The organism is Cognatiyoonia sediminum, from assembly GCF_900129845.1.
In the GTDB taxonomy this organism is placed as follows: Bacteria; Pseudomonadota; Alphaproteobacteria; order Rhodobacterales; family Rhodobacteraceae; genus Cognatiyoonia; species Cognatiyoonia sediminum.
Window position 1 is genome coordinate 161130 of record NZ_FQXB01000003.1, and the last position, 17501, is coordinate 178630.

General features: G+C 52.9%; 18 protein-coding genes. 11 read left to right on the forward strand and 7 right to left on the reverse strand.

Going from position 1 to position 17501, the window contains the following annotated elements:
* Window positions 1-155: 155 nt before the first annotated feature.
* Window positions 156-986 (reverse strand): PQQ-binding-like beta-propeller repeat protein, encoded by an 831-nt coding sequence (locus BUA85_RS16695; RefSeq protein ID WP_131802797.1) that lies wholly within the window; start codon window positions 984-986, stop codon window positions 156-158.
* A gap of 642 nt (window positions 987-1628) precedes the next feature.
* Window positions 1629-2216 (reverse strand): TetR/AcrR family transcriptional regulator, encoded by a 588-nt coding sequence (locus tag BUA85_RS11250; RefSeq protein WP_072901156.1) that lies wholly within the window; start codon window positions 2214-2216, stop codon window positions 1629-1631.
* A gap of 88 nt (window positions 2217-2304) precedes the next feature.
* Here BUA85_RS11250 and BUA85_RS11255 point away from each other — a divergent pair, with 88 nt between their 5' ends.
* From BUA85_RS11255 to BUA85_RS11305, 11 genes are all read left to right on the forward strand, one after another.
* On the forward strand, window positions 2305-2934 hold the full coding sequence (locus tag BUA85_RS11255) for an NAD(P)-dependent oxidoreductase (protein ID WP_072901158.1): 630 nt from the start codon (window positions 2305-2307) through the stop codon (window positions 2932-2934).
* A gap of 12 nt (window positions 2935-2946) precedes the next feature.
* Window positions 2947-3417, forward strand: a complete 471-nt coding sequence (locus BUA85_RS11260) for an anthrone oxygenase family protein (protein WP_072901159.1) — start codon at window positions 2947-2949, stop codon at window positions 3415-3417.
* A gap of 190 nt (window positions 3418-3607) precedes the next feature.
* On the forward strand, window positions 3608-5557 hold the full coding sequence (locus BUA85_RS11265) for an AMP-binding protein (RefSeq protein WP_072901491.1): 1950 nt from the start codon (window positions 3608-3610) through the stop codon (window positions 5555-5557).
* The gene (locus BUA85_RS11270; RefSeq protein WP_072901161.1) at window positions 5554-6372 is read left to right on the forward strand and encodes an ABC transporter ATP-binding protein; all 819 of its coding nucleotides are present in this window, start codon (window positions 5554-5556) and stop codon (window positions 6370-6372) included. The genes BUA85_RS11265 and BUA85_RS11270 overlap by 4 nt, the downstream gene beginning before the upstream one ends.
* An 11-nt stretch (window positions 6373-6383) precedes the next feature.
* Window positions 6384-7379, forward strand: a complete 996-nt coding sequence (locus tag BUA85_RS11275; RefSeq protein ID WP_072901163.1) for a branched-chain amino acid ABC transporter permease — start codon at window positions 6384-6386, stop codon at window positions 7377-7379.
* Between the two features lie 3 nt (window positions 7380-7382).
* Window positions 7383-7580, forward strand: coding sequence for a hypothetical protein (locus BUA85_RS11280; protein ID WP_072901164.1), 198 nt, complete (start codon window positions 7383-7385; stop codon window positions 7578-7580).
* Complete coding sequence (locus tag BUA85_RS11285) at window positions 7580-8656, forward strand: branched-chain amino acid ABC transporter permease (protein WP_072901166.1); 1077 nt, start codon at window positions 7580-7582, stop codon at window positions 8654-8656. Before BUA85_RS11280 ends, BUA85_RS11285 begins: the two co-directional genes overlap by 1 nt.
* 72 nt (window positions 8657-8728) lie before the next feature.
* Window positions 8729-10012, forward strand: a complete 1284-nt coding sequence (locus tag BUA85_RS11290; protein WP_072901168.1) for an ABC transporter substrate-binding protein — start codon at window positions 8729-8731, stop codon at window positions 10010-10012.
* A 74-nt stretch (window positions 10013-10086) separates the two neighbouring features.
* On the forward strand, window positions 10087-10908 hold the full coding sequence (locus BUA85_RS11295) for an ABC transporter ATP-binding protein (RefSeq protein ID WP_072901169.1): 822 nt from the start codon (window positions 10087-10089) through the stop codon (window positions 10906-10908).
* Window positions 10905-12098, forward strand: a complete 1194-nt coding sequence (locus BUA85_RS11300) for a phenylacetate--CoA ligase family protein (RefSeq protein ID WP_072901492.1) — start codon at window positions 10905-10907, stop codon at window positions 12096-12098. Before BUA85_RS11295 ends, BUA85_RS11300 begins: the two co-directional genes overlap by 4 nt.
* 443 nt (window positions 12099-12541) lie before the next feature.
* Window positions 12542-13204: a hypothetical protein gene (locus BUA85_RS11305; RefSeq protein ID WP_072901171.1), complete on the forward strand. Its 663-nt coding sequence runs from the start codon at window positions 12542-12544 to the stop codon at window positions 13202-13204.
* Here BUA85_RS11305 and BUA85_RS17100 read toward each other — a convergent pair.
* From BUA85_RS17100 to BUA85_RS11330, 5 genes are all read right to left on the reverse strand, one after another.
* The gene (locus tag BUA85_RS17100; protein WP_072901173.1) at window positions 13153-13371 is read right to left on the reverse strand and encodes a phosphopantetheine-binding protein; all 219 of its coding nucleotides are present in this window, start codon (window positions 13369-13371) and stop codon (window positions 13153-13155) included. The genes BUA85_RS11305 and BUA85_RS17100 overlap by 52 nt on opposite strands.
* A 16-nt stretch (window positions 13372-13387) precedes the next feature.
* Window positions 13388-14851 (reverse strand): class I adenylate-forming enzyme family protein, encoded by a 1464-nt coding sequence (locus tag BUA85_RS11315; protein ID WP_072901175.1) that lies wholly within the window; start codon window positions 14849-14851, stop codon window positions 13388-13390.
* Complete coding sequence (locus BUA85_RS11320) at window positions 14844-15833, reverse strand: aKG-HExxH-type peptide beta-hydroxylase (protein ID WP_072901177.1); 990 nt, start codon at window positions 15831-15833, stop codon at window positions 14844-14846. The genes BUA85_RS11315 and BUA85_RS11320 overlap by 8 nt, the downstream gene beginning before the upstream one ends.
* Window positions 15834-15904: 71 nt before the next feature.
* Window positions 15905-16792 carry an NAD-dependent epimerase/dehydratase family protein gene (locus BUA85_RS11325; protein ID WP_072901179.1) on the reverse strand — a complete coding sequence of 296 codons (888 nt, stop codon included), beginning with the start codon at window positions 16790-16792 and terminating at the stop codon, window positions 15905-15907.
* 72 nt (window positions 16793-16864) lie between these two features.
* A complete protein-coding gene (locus tag BUA85_RS11330; RefSeq protein WP_072901181.1) occupies window positions 16865-17419 on the reverse strand; it encodes a sugar transferase in 555 nt (184 codons plus the stop codon).
* Window positions 17420-17501 lie beyond the last annotated feature (82 nt).

Genomic DNA, 17501 nt, shown 5'->3' on the forward strand with positions numbered 1-17501 from the left:
CATTTTGAACGTTGAATGTGTTTGAAACCTCTCATGCTATGGCAGACAAGTCTGCGATATTTGATCCGAGCTCATCCGGAAACGGTAATGGTACACCTAATGCAGCCCATATCACTGTAGTTTTGATCACCGCTTTATGAAGACGCAATAAAATATCATGTTTTTCTGGAGCGTGGTTGGAGGCGTAAAGTGCATAACGTTCCAATCCCAGCCAGTAAAAGCAGTATGCTTGCTGGAACAGGAACAACAGACACGTTTGATGGAACAGCAGCCCCATATGTGAGGCCATTGATCGAATAGCTACCCAAAAGAGTTCCAGAGCCAGAAAGAGTATCGATAGATAAAAGTTGATTTGCTTCCGTCAGGCCAAAAAGAGTGCCACCGATACGCGCTAACCCATAGACATTATTGTAACCTATTGGCCCTATCGCCGAACCAACGCCTGTTGATGTATCTATGCTGAAGAGACAATCTGAACCGCCTTCACATCCGCTTAATGAGCTTGCGAAAAGCTTACCTTTTTGATCGAATGCGATGTCTCCAGAAGAATTGAAATTACCACCTACGGCACCGACAAGATTGGAGGATCCAGTTGCCAGGTCTAGTGTATATAGGTTACCTCCACCTGCTCCAAAAAGCACATCTGAATCATCGAATGCTAGTGAATTAACGAATGAGTGATTTCCTAGTCTTAAACCCATAGCTTCGTTAGCTACGTCTATAGAGTATAAAGCTTGCCCAGTAGTGCCATAGACGTCACCAGTGTTGTTAACGGCGATATCAAACCATGCTGGTCCGGCATCATATGACCCAAGTATTGTGTTCGCACTAGTATCGAGGCTTGCAACCGTCCCGTTCGAACCGCCAACGATTATTGTAGCTCCAGTTGATGGTCCGGCGAGCAATGCTGTGAGTAAGATAGACATCCAGATATGTTTCATTGTTTCCTCGCAAATTTTACCACGTCGTAGAACAGCTTTGTTCATGTCGTCAGGTTACTTTTGCCTGCAACTCTTTGCTTCAGATATTTAGATTAGGTTTGCTATACCCCAGCATAGACAGCCAATATGGAGCGTATTGGGTTTAAATTTTTTGCTTCATCAGCAGTGTACAGTCAAAATTTGACACAAGAGTATTATCGTGTGGCTAGAGCTTGCTTTCTGCCCCCACGCGTACGGCGAGGCCACGCAAAGCTGAGTCCCTGTAAATGACTTGTCGTCCCTGGGCATATGGCAAACCGTCGATAGCTGACTTTGTGAAACGAATGTTTGGCATCGGAACCTCCAAGTGACTTCAACTGCCGTAACTGCAAAATCTGAAAAAACAAAGCGTTTTCATATACCTATGCGGTGTCATCGGGTTTGCGCGTGGATTGTCCAAGCGTGTCCAAGCAGGCTGTATCCTCGCGCGCACGCGCGCGCAGAGACCTGTAGAGTCTGCTGAAACAAATGGTTTCAGCGATTCGCGGGAATGGCGGGTTTGCAGGGTTTTTCTCAGACGCAAAAACTAAACATAAGGGCGCTTATCAGGCCGGAACCATCCAATGACAGAAATGAGCGGGAAGCAGACATCGCATTGATACGCCTGCGTTCGTTACAAACTGCAATTTGAAAATGGTCGAATGTTCTTCAGTGCTTCGCCAAAAGCGCCGCCTCAGAAAGTCTCTTGATCTGGTTTTCATATTCTACCTGCGACCAGCCACATTCGCGTACCAAGCGCTCCCAGTTTTCGACTGACAAGAGCGTCCACAGTAGATCTGTTGCAACTTCAATGTTTAGATCAGGTCTCAGCATCTTATCTGCTGCCAAAGCTGCGACTGCTGCTGCACACCCGTGCCTGACAGCTTGCATCCGGTCGTCCCATGCCGCCGCTGCCTCAGCATCACTGTCGCGCATACTTCGCAGGGCAACCGAAAGGCCGTGGATTTCGGGAATGTAGCCGCCCCATGCACCGATAAAGGACGCTAACCGGTCACGTCCGGAAGTTGCTGCTCTGCTATCGGCAAGTCGCGCGTCCACGTTCTTCACAGAATCGATATGTCTAGTCGTGGCAATCAGAAGCTCTGCGCGCGTGGGGAAGTGCAGGTAGAGCGCTTGTCGGCTGATGCCAACTTCTTTGGCAATATCTGACATGCGAACTTTTTTATCCCCGGATTCCAATAGGTTCCAGGTGCAATCGAGGATGCGGGTGCGGGTATCGGATGAATCTCTTGACATGATGTCAAGGTAGCGCTTATTGACACCGTGTCAACTTTACATCGTGTCAAGTAACTGACTCGGTATCAACCTCGAAAGGAGTACAACAATGAAAGTTATCGTATTTGGCGCCACAGGGACTGTTGGACGTCTCGCTGTCGAAAACTTATTGAAAGCTGGACACACCGTCACAGCCTTCGCCCGTTCGCCTCAGAACCTGAACTTAAATGACCCCAAACTGCGCCTCGTCGCTGGAGATGCGATGAAGCTCTCTGACGTGACAGACGCCGTTGCGGGGCAGGAGGCAGTCGTCGTGACCCTTGGCGCTGGGATGTCGCGCAAGAGCAAGATTCGCTCGCAAGGCACAATGAACGTCATCAAAGCCATGCAGACCCACGGGGTTCGCCGTCTGATTGCACAGTCCACTTTGGGTGCGCGCGATAGCTGGCCCACGTTGAACTTTTGGTGGAAGCGCGTGATGTTTGGGGCGCTTCTCGCCCCAGTGTTCCGCGATCACGAGTTGCAGGAACAGTTGGTCGAAGCAAGTGGTTTGGACTGGACCATCGTCCGCCCCGGCGCCTTCACGGATAAGGCCACCGAACGCGCGGTGATAGAGGATGTACCAAATACCGCCCGTGGTCTTGATTTGAAGATCGCCCGTAGCGAGTTAGCCCGTTTCCTGACGCGTCAATTGTCTGACCGCCAATATGTTGGCCGGGCCGTTGGCCTTTCGAGCTGAGGAGCAAGGACCATGGATTGGATATTGATGATCGCGGGTCTAGCCGCTGCGCTGGTAGCTGGAGTGTTTCTTAGCTTCTCTGACTTCATCATGCGGGGACTGATACAAGCCCCCGCATCTCAAGGGGCCGCGGGCATGGTGGGGCTTAACCGAACAGTCTATCGATCAGTTTTTATGGTCCTGTTGCTTGGGCTGGTGCCGGTGTCTGGAGGCCTCGGTTTGTTCGCTCTTTGGCAGTTCGAAGGCGCGGCACCATTACTGACCTTGGTGGGGGCTGTTATCTACCTCATTGGTGTATTTGCAGTGACCGGTATGGGCAATGTTCCAATGAATAAGCGCCTGGATGCGATGGACGGCCAGCCGCGCGAAACCGCAGACTATTGGCCGCGCTATGCACAACGTTGGACACGGTTAAACCATGCAAGAACCTTCTCTTCGGGAATAGCGGCAGTTTGCTGGCTGGTTGCCGCACAGACAGTGTGAGGTCGCGTGGATGCAGGACACTTCCTATCGCGCTTGGCGGTTGCCAATACGGCGGCTTGATCCGCCTAGCCGAGCTCACCCACCCCCGCAAGATTTCGTAACATTTGCGAAATAGTTCTGAAAAACTCCTGTCGAAAACTCTTGTTGATTGGCGCTGCGCATGTTTGCATGGCGCCAACTGGGAGGAAAAATGGGAAACACTTCGTCCGATTTGGTGACGATGCCGCAGCTGTTGGTGCGAAACGTTGCGCGCTATGGGGATAAAGCGGCTTATCGGGAAAAAGAATTCGGGATTTGGCAATCGTGGACCTGGGCGGAAGCCTCTGACGAGATCCATCAGATTGCGCGGGGCTTTGTAGCGCTTGGCCTGAAAGAAGGGGACAGTGTTGCGATCATTGGGCGCAACCGGCCCGTTCTATACTGGTCGATGATTGCGGCTCAGATGTGCGGGGCCACGCCGGTGCCGCTCTATCAAGACGCGGTCGCGGAAGAGATGGCCTATGTGTTGGACCACTGTGGCGCTCGGATCGTGATCGCGGCAGATCAGGAGCAGGTCGACAAAACCATCGAAGTGCAGGAGACCGTCAAGGGCATTGAGCAGGTAGTTTATGTGGACGGGCGCGGCCTGCGGAAATACGACCACAGTACGATGCATTCGATGGATGATCTCAAGGCCATGGGTAAGCCTGAGCATCAGGCGGAGCTAGACGCTCGTGCGTCGCGTCAGAACGGTGATACAACTTGCGTGATCCTCTATACCTCTGGCACGACGGGGCGGCCGAAAGGTGTAGTGCTTTCCAACAGCAATATCATTGAGACGTCGAAGAATTCGTCCGACTTTGATCATCTGCGCGCGGATGATGATGTGTTGGCCTATCTGCCGATGGGGTGGGTCGGCGATTTTATCTTCTCTATTGGGCAGGCGATGTGGACGGGGTTCTGTGTGAACTGCCCAGAGAGCGGCGATACGCTGCATACGGACCTGCGCGAGATTGGGCCGACCTATTATTTCGCGCCGCCGCGGGTGTTTGAGACGCAGCTGACCAATGTGATGATCCGGATGGAGGATTCCGGTCGCTTCAAGAAGTGGTTGTTCGATCACTACATGGCCCACGCCAAGAAAGTTGGACCTGCGATCTTGGATGGTGAGAGCGTCAGCCCTGGCGATCGGCTGAAGTACCGGCTTGGCAATCTTTTTGTCTATGGGCCGCTGAAGAACACCCTCGGGTTCAGCCGTGTGCGCGTTGGCTATACCGCGGGGGAGGCGATTGGGCCGGAGATTTTTGATTTTTACCGCTCACTCGGGATCAACTTGAAACAGCTTTATGGGCAGACGGAGGCGTCTGTTTATATTACTCAGCAGCCGGATGGAGAGGTGCGCGGCGATACCGTTGGTGTGCCGTCGCCGGGGGTGGAGTTGAAGATCGCGGACAGTGGCGAGGTGTTCTATCGCTCACCCGGGGTGTTTCAGGAATATTTCAAGAACGCTGATAGCACGGCTTCGACGAAGGACCCCGAGGGCTGGGTCGCGACGGGGGATGCGGGCTTTATCGAAGAAGGTTCTGGTCATTTGCGGATCATCGACCGTGCCAAGGATGTCGGCAAAATGGCGGATGGATCGCTCTTTGCGCCAAAGTATGTTGAGAACAAGCTGAAGTTCTTCCCCAACATCCTAGAGGCCGTTGTGTTCGGCAACGGGCGCGATCGCTGCACCGCGTTTTTGAACATCGACCTGACAGCGGTGGGCAATTGGGCGGAACGGAACAACATCGCCTATTCGTCCTATCAGGAACTGGCGGGGCATCCTCAGGTGATGGATACGCTGCAGGCCCATGTGGAAGAGGTGAATGCCTCGGTCGCAGAGGATCCTATGCTTGCGGGCTGTCAGGTGCATCGTTTTGTCGTCCTACACAAACAGCTTGATGCCGACGATGGGGAGCTGACGCGGACCCAGAAGGTGCGACGCAAGATCATCGAAGAGAAGTTCGAGGATCTGATCACGGCGCTTTATGACGGATCGGGGTCCGTCTTTACCGAAACCGAAGTGACCTATGAAGATGGGCGCAAGGGCAAGATTTCCGCAACCTTGGAGATCAGAGACGCGGCAGTAGTCGCGCCAATGGCGGTGGCTGCGGAATGAAAGATACAGTGGACAGCTACGTCACCGCAGACGGTCGCACGATTGGCGGCGTGATGATGGAGATGCGCAATATCACGCTGCGGTTTGGCGGGGTGAAGGCGATCTCTGACATCTCCTTTGATATTCGCGAAGGCGAAATCCGCGCGATCATTGGGCCGAATGGGGCGGGGAAATCCTCCATGCTCAATGTGATTTCGGGGTTCTATCATCCTCAGGAGGGTGAGGTTTGGTTCCGAGGAGCCAAGCGCCCGACGATGAAGCCTTATCAGGTGGCGCAACAGGGGATCGCGCGGACGTTCCAGAATATTGCGCTCTTCGAAGGGATGACGGTGCTCGATAACGTGATGACGGGCCGTCTGAACAAGATGAAGGTTGGCATGTTCGGGCAGGCGATCTGGAAAGGGGCGGCTGAGCGCGAAGAGGTTGAAAACCGAGAAGCGGTTGAGCGCGTTATCGACTTTCTTGAAATCCAAGCCATTCGGAAAACGCCGGTGGGCCGTTTGCCCTATGGGTTGAAAAAACGGGTGGAGCTGGCGCGGGCTTTGGCAGCGGAGCCGAAGCTGTTGTTGCTGGACGAACCCATGGCGGGGATGAACGTGGAAGAGAAAGAGGACATGAGCCGCTTTATCCTCGACGTGAATGACGAATTTGGCACCACGATTGCGTTGATTGAGCACGATATGGGCGTAGTGATGGATCTATCCGACCGTGTGGTCGTGATGGATTACGGCCGCAAGATCGGGGACGGCACACCGGATGAGGTGCGCAACAATCAGGATGTGATTGATGCGTATTTGGGGGTGAGCCATGACTAAGGGGCAGAACCATGTCAGCTGATTTTCTCTATGGCATAGAAGTTGTTATCAACGGGCTTATGGCTGGGGTGCTGTATGCGCTGGTGGCACTCGGGTTCGTGCTGATCTTCAAAGCTTCTGGCATTTTCAACTATGCGCAAGGGGTGATGGCCTTGTTCGCGGCGCTCACTCTTGTGGGCATCATGGAAGGGCAGGTGCCGTTCTCACATTTGATCAATGCGATCTTTGGGACTGACCTGCATTACTTTGGCTGGACTGTTCCGGCGCTCTTAGCCATCGCGGTAACGGTTGTGATCATGATATTTTTCGCCTGGGCGGTGCAAAAATTCGTGTTCCGACATTTGGTCGGGCAAGAACCAATCATTTTGTTCATGGCGACCATCGGTTTGGCGTTTTTCCTTGAGGGCGTCGGGGATTTGATGTGGGGATCGGATATCCGCACCATCGGTTTGGGATTGCCACAGGGCGGGAGCCTTTGGATTGAAGAGGCGACGGCCAGCCTTGGCGGTGACGACTTCTATGGCTTCTTCCTTGATAAGTTGGATATTCTTGCCACGGCCGTGGCCGCAGTTTTGGTGGCCGCACTGGTCGCGTTTTCTCAATACACGAAACAGGGCCGCGCGATGCGCGCTGTTGCGGATGACCACCAAGCCGCGCTTTCGGTGGGTATCTCGCTCGATTTCATCTGGATCTTGGTCTGGTCCATCGCTGGTTTTGTGGCCTTGGTTGCAGGTGTCCTTTGGGGCGTGAAATCCGGCGTGCAATTCTCGCTGTCGCTCATTGCGTTGAAGGCTTTGCCGGTGCTGATGTTGGGCGGCTTTACGTCGATCCCCGGGGCCATCGTGGGTGGCTTGATTATCGGGGTTGGGGAGAAGCTGTTCGAATATCTCGTAGGACCGCTCGTTGGGGGCGCGACCGAGAATTGGTTCGCCTATGTGCTGGCTCTGATCTTCCTCGTGTTCCGACCGCAAGGGCTTTTCGGCGAAAAGATTATCGAGAGGGTTTAGGATATGCTCAGAGGAATTGGCAATTTGGTCGTGTTAATCTCGATCCTTCCGTTTTCGATTGCGGCGGCTGCTGGTGCAGATTGGCACGCCAAATATCCGACAGATGATCCTGACCCACCTCGTGTTATGTTTGCGTTGGGTCTTATCGGTCCTGCGTTGCTTGTTTGTGGAATGTTCCTAAGAATGAAGGGGGCTTCTTAATGCTGTATCGTGAGGCCGGTGACTTTAAGACGTCTTATGCGGCGGATAGCCAGACATTCCCCATTGCCTTTGACCGCTATCGCTATTGGGCCGTTTTGGCGGTGGCGTTCCTAGTCGTCCCATTCTTCGTCAATGACTATTGGGCGAACGCAATTCTAGTGCCGTTCCTGATCTACGCCATTGCAGCCATCGGGTTGAACATCCTGACGGGCTACTGTGGGCAGGTGTCTTTGGGCACGGGCGGATTTATGGCTGTGGGGGCTTTTGCCTGCTACAAGTTGATGACCGCTTTCCCAGATGTCTCGATTGTTATTCACCTGATACTCTCTGGCGTGATCACCGCGGCGGTGGGCGCGGCCTTTGGGCTGCCCAGCCTTCGGATCAAAGGGTTCTATCTGGCGGTGGCCACTTTGGCGGCGCAGTTCTTTCTTGTCTGGCTCTTTAACCGTGTGCCGTGGTTCTATAACTACTCTGCCTCCGGTCAGATCAATGCGCCGGAACGGACTGTGTTCGGCGTGCCTGTGACAGGACCGAACACTGAAGCTTGGGCGCAATATTTGATCTGTCTGGTCTTTGTGACGGTCTGCGCGATCATCGCACGCAACCTGACGCGCGGCACACAAGGCCGCACATGGATGTCGATCCGCGACATGGACATTGCGGCAGAGATTATTGGGGTGAACCCGTTGAAGGCGAAACTGACCGCCTTTGCCGTAAGCTCATTCTTTGTCGGCATCGCAGGCGCGCTGTTCTTTGCCGTCTACCTCGGCGCCGTTGAAGTGGGCGAGGTGTTCGGCATTCAGAAATCGTTCCTCGTACTATTCATGATCATCATCGGCGGCTTGGGGTCGATCTTTGGGTCCTTCGCAGGGGCTGCGTTCCTTGTGATCTTGCCTGTCGCGCTGAAACTCGTGGGCGTTGACCTGCTGGGTTGGCCAACCGACCTTGTGGCGCATTTGCAGTTGGTGATCATTGGTGCGTTGATCATGTTCTTCTTGATCAAGGAACCGCATGGCTTGGCCCAATGGTGGCGGGTCGCGAAGGAGAAATTAAGACTGTGGCCGTTCCCCTATTAGGGGCGGTCCAACGATACGACCGGGATGAACCCGGCTTTAATCAATCGGACGAACCAAGGGAGGAGAAACCCGATGAAAATTAAAACTTTGGCCGCATTGGCCCTTTCCAGCGCATTGGTTGCTGGCTCTGCCGCAGCGGATCTTGTGATCCCTGATCTGTCGTATCGGACGGGTCCGTATGCTGCGGGTGGCACGCCTGTGTCTGACGGCTATCAGGACTACTTCAACATGCTTAACGCTCGTGACGGCGGCGTCGGCGGTGTGCCTTTCCGCATTGTGGAATGTGAGACCGGCTATAACACCGAAAAAGGCGTTGAATGCTATGAGGCCACCAAAGGCGAAGGCGCGTTGATCTATCAACCGCTCTCCACCGGCATCACCTATCAGCTGATCCCCAAAGTGACAGCGGACAACATCCCACTGCACACGATGGGCTATGGCCGGACGTCCGCTGCGAACGGTGAGATTTTCCGCAACGTATTCAACTATCCTGCGAACTACTGGGATGCCGCCTCTGTGGCTGTGAACTACCTGTTGGATGAGAACGGAGGATCGCTGGACGGCAAAACCATCGCGCTGGTCTATCACAACTCCGCATATGGCAAGGAGCCGATCCGCACATTGGAAGCGCTGTCCGAGATGCACGGGTTTGACTTCACACAGATCGCTGTAGACCACCCAGGTCAGGAACAGAAGTCACAGTGGCTGCAAATCCGTCGTGAACGCCCAGACTATGTTCTGATGTGGGGCTGGGGCGTGATGAACCAGGTTGCTGTTCAAGAAGCCGCGAACATTGGTTTCCCGATGGAGAACTTCATCGGCAACTGGTGGTCTGGTGCAGAGCATGACGTGACACCTGCTGGTATGGCAGCTGATGGCTATAAGTCGCTGAACATGAACCGCGTGGGTGATCTGGCAGTGTTTGATGACATCAAGACACTTGTTCACGATGCAGGCAACGCAGCGGGTGACGGATCGAACCTTGGTTCGGTGCTTTATACACGCGGCATGTATGCGGCGATGCTGGCAGCGGAAGCTGTGGCAAAAGCGCAGGAAATCCATGGCGTGGCAGAGATCACGCCAGCGATGATGCGTGACGGCATGGAAGCGCTGGAAATCACGGAAGAGCGGATGGCTGAACTGGGCATGGCGGGCGTTGGCCCTGCGTTCTCTGTCAGCTGTGCGGATCACGGCGGGTCCGGCCTTGGTATCGTTCAACAGTGGGATGCGGCAGCAGGAAACTGGGTTGCTCTGACCGACTACATCGCACCCGACGATAGCGTCACCGGTCCTCTGATCGCCGAAGATTCTGCTGCGTTTGCGGCTGAGAACGGCATCGAGCCTGGCTGCTCCTAGGAGCTTTGCGGGCGGCCCTATGCTGGGCCGCCCGTTTTTGAGTTTATTGGCCAAGATGATGAAGAGCGAATTCAATGTTGGATAGTGGCGAACAGTCAGTTGAGACCCTTTTGGAGGTCAACAACATCGAGGTGATCTATAATCACGTCATCTTGGTTCTAAAGGGCGTGTCCTTGACCGTGCCCAAGGGCGGGATCACCGCATTGCTGGGTGGCAACGGGGCAGGGAAGACCACAACCCTGAAAGCGATCTCAAACCTGCTGCACTCTGAACGCGGCGAGGTTACGAAGGGATCGATTGAATATCGTGGAGAGCCTGTCGCAGACAGCTCCCCCTCCGAGTTGGTGAAAAAGGGCGTTATTCAGGTGATGGAGGGCCGTCACTGTTTTGAACACTTGACCATCGAAGAAAACCTGATGACCGGGGCCTACACGCGCCGTGATGGTGGCGCCGCTGCGGATTTGGAGATGGTCTATAATTATTTCCCACGTCTGAAGGAGCGTCGCAAATCTCAGGCCGGCTATACCTCTGGCGGGGAGCAGCAGATGTGCGCGATTGGTCGCGCCTTGATGTCACGGCCAGAGACGATCCTTCTGGATGAACCGTCCATGGGATTAGCCCCGCAGCTGGTGGAAGAGATTTTCGGTATCGTGAAGAACCTCAACGAAAAGGAAGGCGTGTCGTTCCTTTTGGCAGAGCAGAACACCAACGTCGCGCTGAGGTTCGCGCACCACGGCTATATTTTGGAAAGCGGTCGCGTTGTGATGGAAGGCCCTGCGGCAGAGCTGCGCGAAAACCCTGATGTGAAGGAGTTTTATTTGGGCATGTCGGATGAGGGCCGCAAATCCTTCCGTGACGTGCGCAGCTATCGCAGACGTAAAAGGTGGCTGAGTTGACCTATTTTGATGATCTCGAAACTCGTTCAGCTGATGCGCGGGAGGCGGCGCAACTAAGCGCGTTGAATGCGCAACTCGAAATGGTTGCGAAGGCTGCAAACAGTTGCTTGCCGGATGTCGGCAAACTTCAATCACTGACGGATTTGTCGAAATTACCCGTCCTTCGCAAATCTGAGCTGGGCGCGTGGCAAAAAGATACGCCACCGCTTGGCGACATCCCGACGCAAAACATCACACGGTTGTTCCAATCGCCCGGGCCGATCTATGAACCGGGCGGGTCCAGTACGGATTGGTGGCGGTTTAGCCGGTTTCTTCATGCCGTTGGCATCGGCGCGGATGACGTTGTCCAGAACACGTTTTCTTACCATTTCACCCCAGCAGGCGCGATGTTTGAAAGCGCAGCTATGGGCGTGGGTGCCAAGGTCTTTCCCGCAGGGGTCGGGCAAACCGAACTGCAAGTCGAGGCAGCGGCGGCCTTGGGCGTGACCGCCTATGCAGGGACGCCGGACTATCTGGGTGCGATCCTTGAGAAGGCCGACGCGATGAGTGTGGACCTCTCGAAAATCACCAAGGCCGCCGTGTCAGGCGGTCCGCTCTTCCCGCAAGTGAGACAAGCCTATGCGGATCGCGGCATCACATGCCTGCAGTGCTATGGCACCGCCGACGTAGGGCACATCGCTTATGAGACGCCCACGATGGAGGGGATGGTCGTCGAAGAAACGGCGATCGTTGAGATCGTGACACCGGGGACGGGCACACCTGTGGCGGAAGGTGAGGTTGGTGAGGTTGTCGTAACAGCGCTCAACCCAGATTACCCGTTGATCCGGTTTGGCACGGGCGATCTGTCTGCCGTGATGCCGGGACAAAGCCCGTGCGGGCGGACCAATATGCGGATCGTCGGATGGCGGGGACGCGCGGATCAGGCGGCGAAGATCAAGGGTATGTTCGTGCGGCCTGAACAGGTGGCGCGCTTTGTTGACCGGCATCCCGAGATCGACCGCGCGCGTGTGGAAGTCACACATGATGGCAAAAGCGACGCGATGCTGGTGAAGATCGAAGCCGCTCAACCAAATGGCGCAGACTATGCAGCGTCGATCAGAGAAGTGTTCAAGCTGCGCGCGGATATTGAGTTTGTATCGCCCGGCGACCTGCCGCGCGATGGTGTGGTGATTGCGGACTTGCGGGAGTAAATGTAGTAAGTTGATATGAATTTAGGTGACAAGCCATATTGCTTATCTCTAGATAATTCGGATTAATCTGACAAACACGCAACCTTCATTTCGTGTAATGAAGATTATGCTAAATATTGACAATTACAACAAATCAGCCAAATGAATTTGACACCATTCGCTTAACGTAGCTTAGAAAAAATGGTCCGACCATCGAACAAACCGTCGGACCAGAAAGCGCCACAAGCACATTGTTATTGGCGGCTAGAAATGTCCAATCACTGCTTATCTTCGGTCATACAGGTGACCGAGCAACGTTCTTATTTCTTTGCCGGTGCGACTGGTGCTTCGCCAACTTTTGACGAACTTGCCGCCTTTGAACCTGACAAGATAAGAAGTTTCTTTACGTCGACGTTCATTTAAGTACCTTTCCGTTGAATCCCCACCAAAATGAGTGGTGAAAAATGCTAAAACGAAGCACCATCCATTTGCAAGAAAAGTTGATGCAAACTTGGCCAGGACGTGCCCTCGATCCGCGCGGAATTGTTCGTATTTCAAATGAATCAGGCGAAAAACATCCAATATTTTGGATTTTTAACTCCGCGCGTACAGCCGAGGCTCTCGCGAAGTTTCTTGGGCCCGACCAGCCTATAGTCTTTACTAGATCGACAACACTTATGTTTTCCGAATTCGAGGCCAGATCGAAGGGCGCGGAAGAACTCTCTCGGCATGCACTTTTGTATATCAAAAAGGAAGTTGACTTCACCAATCTACGCATCGGCACAGCTTGCGAAGGGAACAAGCTTCTTTCGCTCATTTGTGCAGATTTAAAGGAATCGGGTGCAAAAATACCCGCGTTATACCTCATTAACTGTAGTTTGCTCTTGCCTGCGCTCGGTCTTCCAGCGCTCTTGATCTACGGCGATGAAGATCTTCGATATGACCCGTTCTGCGATCCATCGAGAGACGCTGAATACGAGGCTTCCTGCAAGTTCTCTAAGTTTAGGCGTGTTGTTTTACCCGCAAAGCACGCAAGATATTTTACCCCAAAAAATATTCGAAAGGGTTGGGAAAACTACGAAGAATTTTTGTCGGAGCTTTCTATTAGCGCCGCCGCTAGCTCTTGAACTGTCGGATGGTTCAACACTATTGAAGGGTGTACATCACGGCCCAAACTTTCCTCTAGTTCAGCACACAATGCCACCAAAGCAAGGGAATCTCCGCCTAAGTCAAAGAAATCACTCTCAGCTTCGACGACTTCCCCTGGAAAAAGTTTCTCAAATAGCTTCACCATCTCGGCCAATTCAATCTTAGAAACTGACAAAGGTATCTCCACTAACTTCAACTAGAGCTTTGAGTTCGCGTAGACTGATTTTTTCAGCAGCGTTCCGCGGTAACTTTCGCCTGACATATATACGATCTGGGCGACGGTAGCTCGACAAGGACCTTCTAATCAACGTTCGGACAACAGTTCTACTAATCTCGCTTTCCACAGCTAGGAATACGACGTCGTCACCAGTTTCAGGATCAGCGATAGCGAAAGCGATGCAATCTGAAATGCCCTGGAGAGATCGAATGTCGGACTCGAGATCGGCTAGATTAATGTTTATTGAATGACGTATCGCGTTTTGTTCGGTTCTGCCTGTTAGAAAAAGGAAACCGTCTTCGTCTATGTACCCTAGATCTCCCGTTTCGATTTCAACCGCGTTTGGGTGCAATGTATTTTTTGCAAAGACATGTCCAATACCTCCTGCAGGTGTGGCCTGACCGTTCGGCCCAATGATGCGAACGACAATGCTATCGAATGGGCGACCGACGGAACCACCTTTTTGTAAAGCTTCACCGCCAGAAAGTCGAGAGATTGGTCCGATACCACTCAGTGAATAAGAGGATTCGATATTCGGTGTCAAAATTTCAAAAGCACGCCTGAGATCCCTACCAGAAACGGGTCCGCCGACTGTTCTTAGCTGTTTCAAATGTGGAAATGCAGGTTCGATCCGAGATTTCAAATCCACCACATGGTAGTTGATTAACTCTCGCAGGGCTGCAGGTGATAGACTGGCCACCCCCAAATCTTCACGAGAAAGGTTTTTGTAAACGTCCTTAGTCAGATAAAAGGAAAACAGATCGATGATCGGCGCTCCCAGAAAAAGCCAACGTATCCAAGCAAAGGACATTGCACTAAAAGAAAGGTTCCCAATCATCAGACGAAACAATGAGAGTTCCGCCCCCAATCCGATCGTCGTTTCCAAGTTTGCTATACCGACAGCCAGCCGGCTATGCGTAACGCCACGAACCTTGGGGACCCCTGTTGTACCCGAAGACGTGAACACAATCGCGTCGTCTTCTGGCCGACAAGCAGAGAATGACAAGAGGGTCTCCGAGGGCGCAATATCTCGCGGGATCGCTTCAAAATCGGATCGGCGCTGAAATGTGGGCAGATCGCTAAACTTGAATTTGACCTGCGCCGCGTCACAAATAGCGCTCATGTCCGCGGCCGACTGCCTCGGATCTAGGAAGACGACCCGAGCTCTCAAATCCCAAAGGGCAAGGGCGCATTCCAACCCTCTTCCTGCCGTTGTGCAAAGGATGGCTACCGTGTCTCCCTTTGCTATCCCAAACCTAAGTAAGAGCTTCCTCAGAGTCGAAGCTCGTGCTACAAACTCGAACCTTGTTGTCACTCGTCCTTCGAACTCAACGCAAGGAGCGTCCGGGTACGACCCCGCATGCTCAAGTATGCGTTGGCCAATGTGAACTTCAGAAATCTCATCCATTGACGATCGAATCCGCTGAAGCAAACAACTCCTCACCTAGAAGCGATAGTTTTCCTTCCTTGGATACTGTGACAGCACAATCTCGATAGGCGTTTGCAGAGTCATCAATTATGCTCTGCAACTTTTCTCTATCGAGCTTTGAACTGTTTCCGTCCAAAATGTCGATCCCCGCAGCCACCATTCGTGCCGAGACCCACATCGCATGGAAAATGCCTTCCATCGGACGAGGTTGTTGCCGCAGGGGTGATGAATATGCAGCCTTTTCATCGTTTAGAACAACAGGATCGTCCAAATGGAAGAGGAACATTTGCAAATGAGATGTTTCATGAACCAAGCTAAGGGCGATCTGCTCGGTCGATTCAAACTGATCCGGGTTCATTAATACTGAACCAAAAGCATCAAAAACTGCTGCGCCGCCAAAAGTCCGCGTGGCGACTGCCGAAGGTGACGCTAAATATATCTGAGGGGCCAGAGCTAATATCTCTTGCTTCCACGGCATTGACGACGAACCTATCAAATCCAATGCATCTTGTATCTGGGCTGTCGCTTGAGAAACCTCCTCCTCCGATGGCGCCACTAAAGAAACTGTCAGCCCCACATCATCGGCGTAAGCTCTTTGCAACAGAACAAGTTCGTCGGGGTCCAAAGCGATGTCAGAAAACGCTATTACGTTCAGAGATTGCGGTGCACCTCCAGTCGTTGCCGAAATCCGTTCCAACTGCTCTAGGCGATCGTCAAATTGCGATGCCGCATTTGAGAGAGCCGCTTCTATCAGCGCAGAATTCGCAGCAAAGATGCTAGCACTCGGGAAGTCACCTGGCCCAACCAACGTCCTTTGAAGAGTTTCTCTATCCAAAGCGCCCCGATACTGCTTTGGATTGGCCTCAAAAATCAGATGATCAAGGGATAGAACAATGCGTTCCACAAGTGTCGCTCGGACGTCCGTGATCCACTTCAGATTTGGCAGAACATAATTCGACATTTGCGCTCAGCCTTCTGGCACCAAAAACATTTCTAGGTCGGGCATCTATACATCCCTTTGAATCAAAGACGTTACAACCCAAAAACCTTCAAACTCTCTGGCATCTGTTCAGAAGGCTCCCATCCAAAATACTCCTCTAGAGAGGGTTCTTCGCGACACTGCAAGGGTCCAAATACGGCAGCGACCTGATCACCCTTTCCGGTTATCAAACCCAATGATCTTATTATCGATTGCGGCAGCCAAAACACCCTTGTTTCAATTTCCATCGATTTCCCCAGCATTTCGGCAAGATCCCGTGTGCCGACTTTCCGACCATCATTTGGTTCGAATATTAGACCATCAGCTTTCTTCCAAACGGGATCTCCGGCTTCGACCATTTGTGAAAGAAGGGCACATAGGTTTACGATGGAAAGGTAGGTACGCGGCTCGCTCGCATTCGCGAGCGGCAAGGGCAGACCGCGTTGTACGAACTTGAGCAAGGTGCCAAAAGGTCCAGTAGCCCCCTCCCCATAGATCACAGGCGGTCGCAAGGTGACGATCTGGCAGTTGTTCAATCCATCGGCCAACGCGTGTTCCGCTGCTAATTTCTGCACGCCATAGGGCCGTTTCGATCGGTCATTTTCTTCCGCCAATCTGGCGGCGATAGAACTCAAATGGATAAGGCGTTTCACCTCTGATCGGTTCACGCTGACAGCAACCCGTGCCGCAATGTCTTTGGTCTGCTCACCTTTCGGATCGACGGTGCTGCCTGCTTTCGATGCCGCGAGATGTACGACCACATCGACGTCTTTCAAAAGATCGTTTGGAATATTCTCTCTCGCCAGATCGATGCTTGGCGTCCCGCTCCGCCCTATTCGCACAACGGTATGTCCGCAGCCTTCCAAGTGCTCACATAAATGCTTGCCCACGAAACCGGTCGCGCCGGTAACAAGGATGCGTTTCTTTTCAGTTTGGGACATGCCAACTCAAATCAATTGCTGGAAACCACTGTGGACCGAAAAGGAAACTGTGTCAGCAGGCTAGTATGCCAATCAGGCCTTGATGGCGTCTCCGACACCCTTGCCGCGGATTGTCGCCCAGATAATCGAACAGTCGAGTTTGAAAGACCTGCCTTGCACGTATTCTCGGTCAATCAATGCGAGTTTCTCAGGCACTGACATATCGACACCTTGCACCTGTGCGAGACCTGTAATTCCGGGCGAGACATCATAGACTTTGTGAGCATCCCGTGCAGCAATCAATGCGGTCTGAGACGGGAGGTTTGGGCGTGGGCCAACAAAGCTCATCTGGCCCATCAGGACGTTGAAAATCTGCGGCAGTTCGTCGAGTCCGGTTTTTCGAAGAAATCCACCGATTTTCGTGATCTGATTGGCGGAGGCTTCGTGAGAGGCGACTTCCGCAGTATCGACCGACATTGTTCTGATTTTGTAGCAGGTAAATGGCACCTGCCCTTTGCCGACTCGCACCTGCTTTAAGATTGGCGAATGTCTGTCTTCAATGAATACCAGCGCCATAAGGGCGATCATAATGGGAACCAAAATGATCAATGATACCAAGCACAGGATCAGTTCAACAAAACGGTTCATATATCAGCCAATACCCTAGTTCATAAGACAAAGATCGTTTCGAAATGACCTAAGGTCACTTTGAATTCCAATACCTTCTCAA

Excerpts from the sequence above, each read along its gene's own strand:
- BUA85_RS11280 (WP_072901164.1), top strand. The coding sequence starts at position 7,383 with ATGCTCAGAGGAATTGGCAATTTGGTCGTGTTAATCTCGATCCTTCCG.
- BUA85_RS17100 (WP_072901173.1), bottom strand. The coding sequence starts at position 13,371 with ATGGTGAAGCTATTTGAGAAACTTTTTCCAGGGGAAGTCGTCGAAGCT.
- BUA85_RS11250 (WP_072901156.1), bottom strand. The coding sequence starts at position 2,216 with ATGTCAAGAGATTCATCCGATACCCGCACCCGCATCCTCGATTGCACC.
- BUA85_RS11270 (WP_072901161.1), top strand. The coding sequence starts at position 5,554 with ATGAAAGATACAGTGGACAGCTACGTCACCGCAGACGGTCGCACGATT.
- BUA85_RS11255 (WP_072901158.1), top strand. The coding sequence starts at position 2,305 with ATGAAAGTTATCGTATTTGGCGCCACAGGGACTGTTGGACGTCTCGCT.
- BUA85_RS11260 (WP_072901159.1), top strand. The coding sequence starts at position 2,947 with ATGGATTGGATATTGATGATCGCGGGTCTAGCCGCTGCGCTGGTAGCT.
- BUA85_RS11330 (WP_072901181.1), bottom strand. The coding sequence starts at position 17,419 with ATGAACCGTTTTGTTGAACTGATCCTGTGCTTGGTATCATTGATCATT.
- BUA85_RS11265 (WP_072901491.1), top strand. The coding sequence starts at position 3,608 with ATGGGAAACACTTCGTCCGATTTGGTGACGATGCCGCAGCTGTTGGTG.
- BUA85_RS11315 (WP_072901175.1), bottom strand. The coding sequence starts at position 14,851 with ATGGATGAGATTTCTGAAGTTCACATTGGCCAACGCATACTTGAGCAT.
- BUA85_RS11295 (WP_072901169.1), top strand. The coding sequence starts at position 10,087 with ATGTTGGATAGTGGCGAACAGTCAGTTGAGACCCTTTTGGAGGTCAAC.
- BUA85_RS11275 (WP_072901163.1), top strand. The coding sequence starts at position 6,384 with ATGTCAGCTGATTTTCTCTATGGCATAGAAGTTGTTATCAACGGGCTT.
- BUA85_RS11305 (WP_072901171.1), top strand. The coding sequence starts at position 12,542 with ATGCTAAAACGAAGCACCATCCATTTGCAAGAAAAGTTGATGCAAACT.
- BUA85_RS11290 (WP_072901168.1), top strand. The coding sequence starts at position 8,729 with ATGAAAATTAAAACTTTGGCCGCATTGGCCCTTTCCAGCGCATTGGTT.
- BUA85_RS16695 (WP_131802797.1), bottom strand. The coding sequence starts at position 986 with ATGAACAAAGCTGTTCTACGACGTGGTAAAATTTGCGAGGAAACAATG.
- BUA85_RS11285 (WP_072901166.1), top strand. The coding sequence starts at position 7,580 with ATGCTGTATCGTGAGGCCGGTGACTTTAAGACGTCTTATGCGGCGGAT.
- BUA85_RS11320 (WP_072901177.1), bottom strand. The coding sequence starts at position 15,833 with ATGTCGAATTATGTTCTGCCAAATCTGAAGTGGATCACGGACGTCCGA.
- BUA85_RS11325 (WP_072901179.1), bottom strand. The coding sequence starts at position 16,792 with ATGTCCCAAACTGAAAAGAAACGCATCCTTGTTACCGGCGCGACCGGT.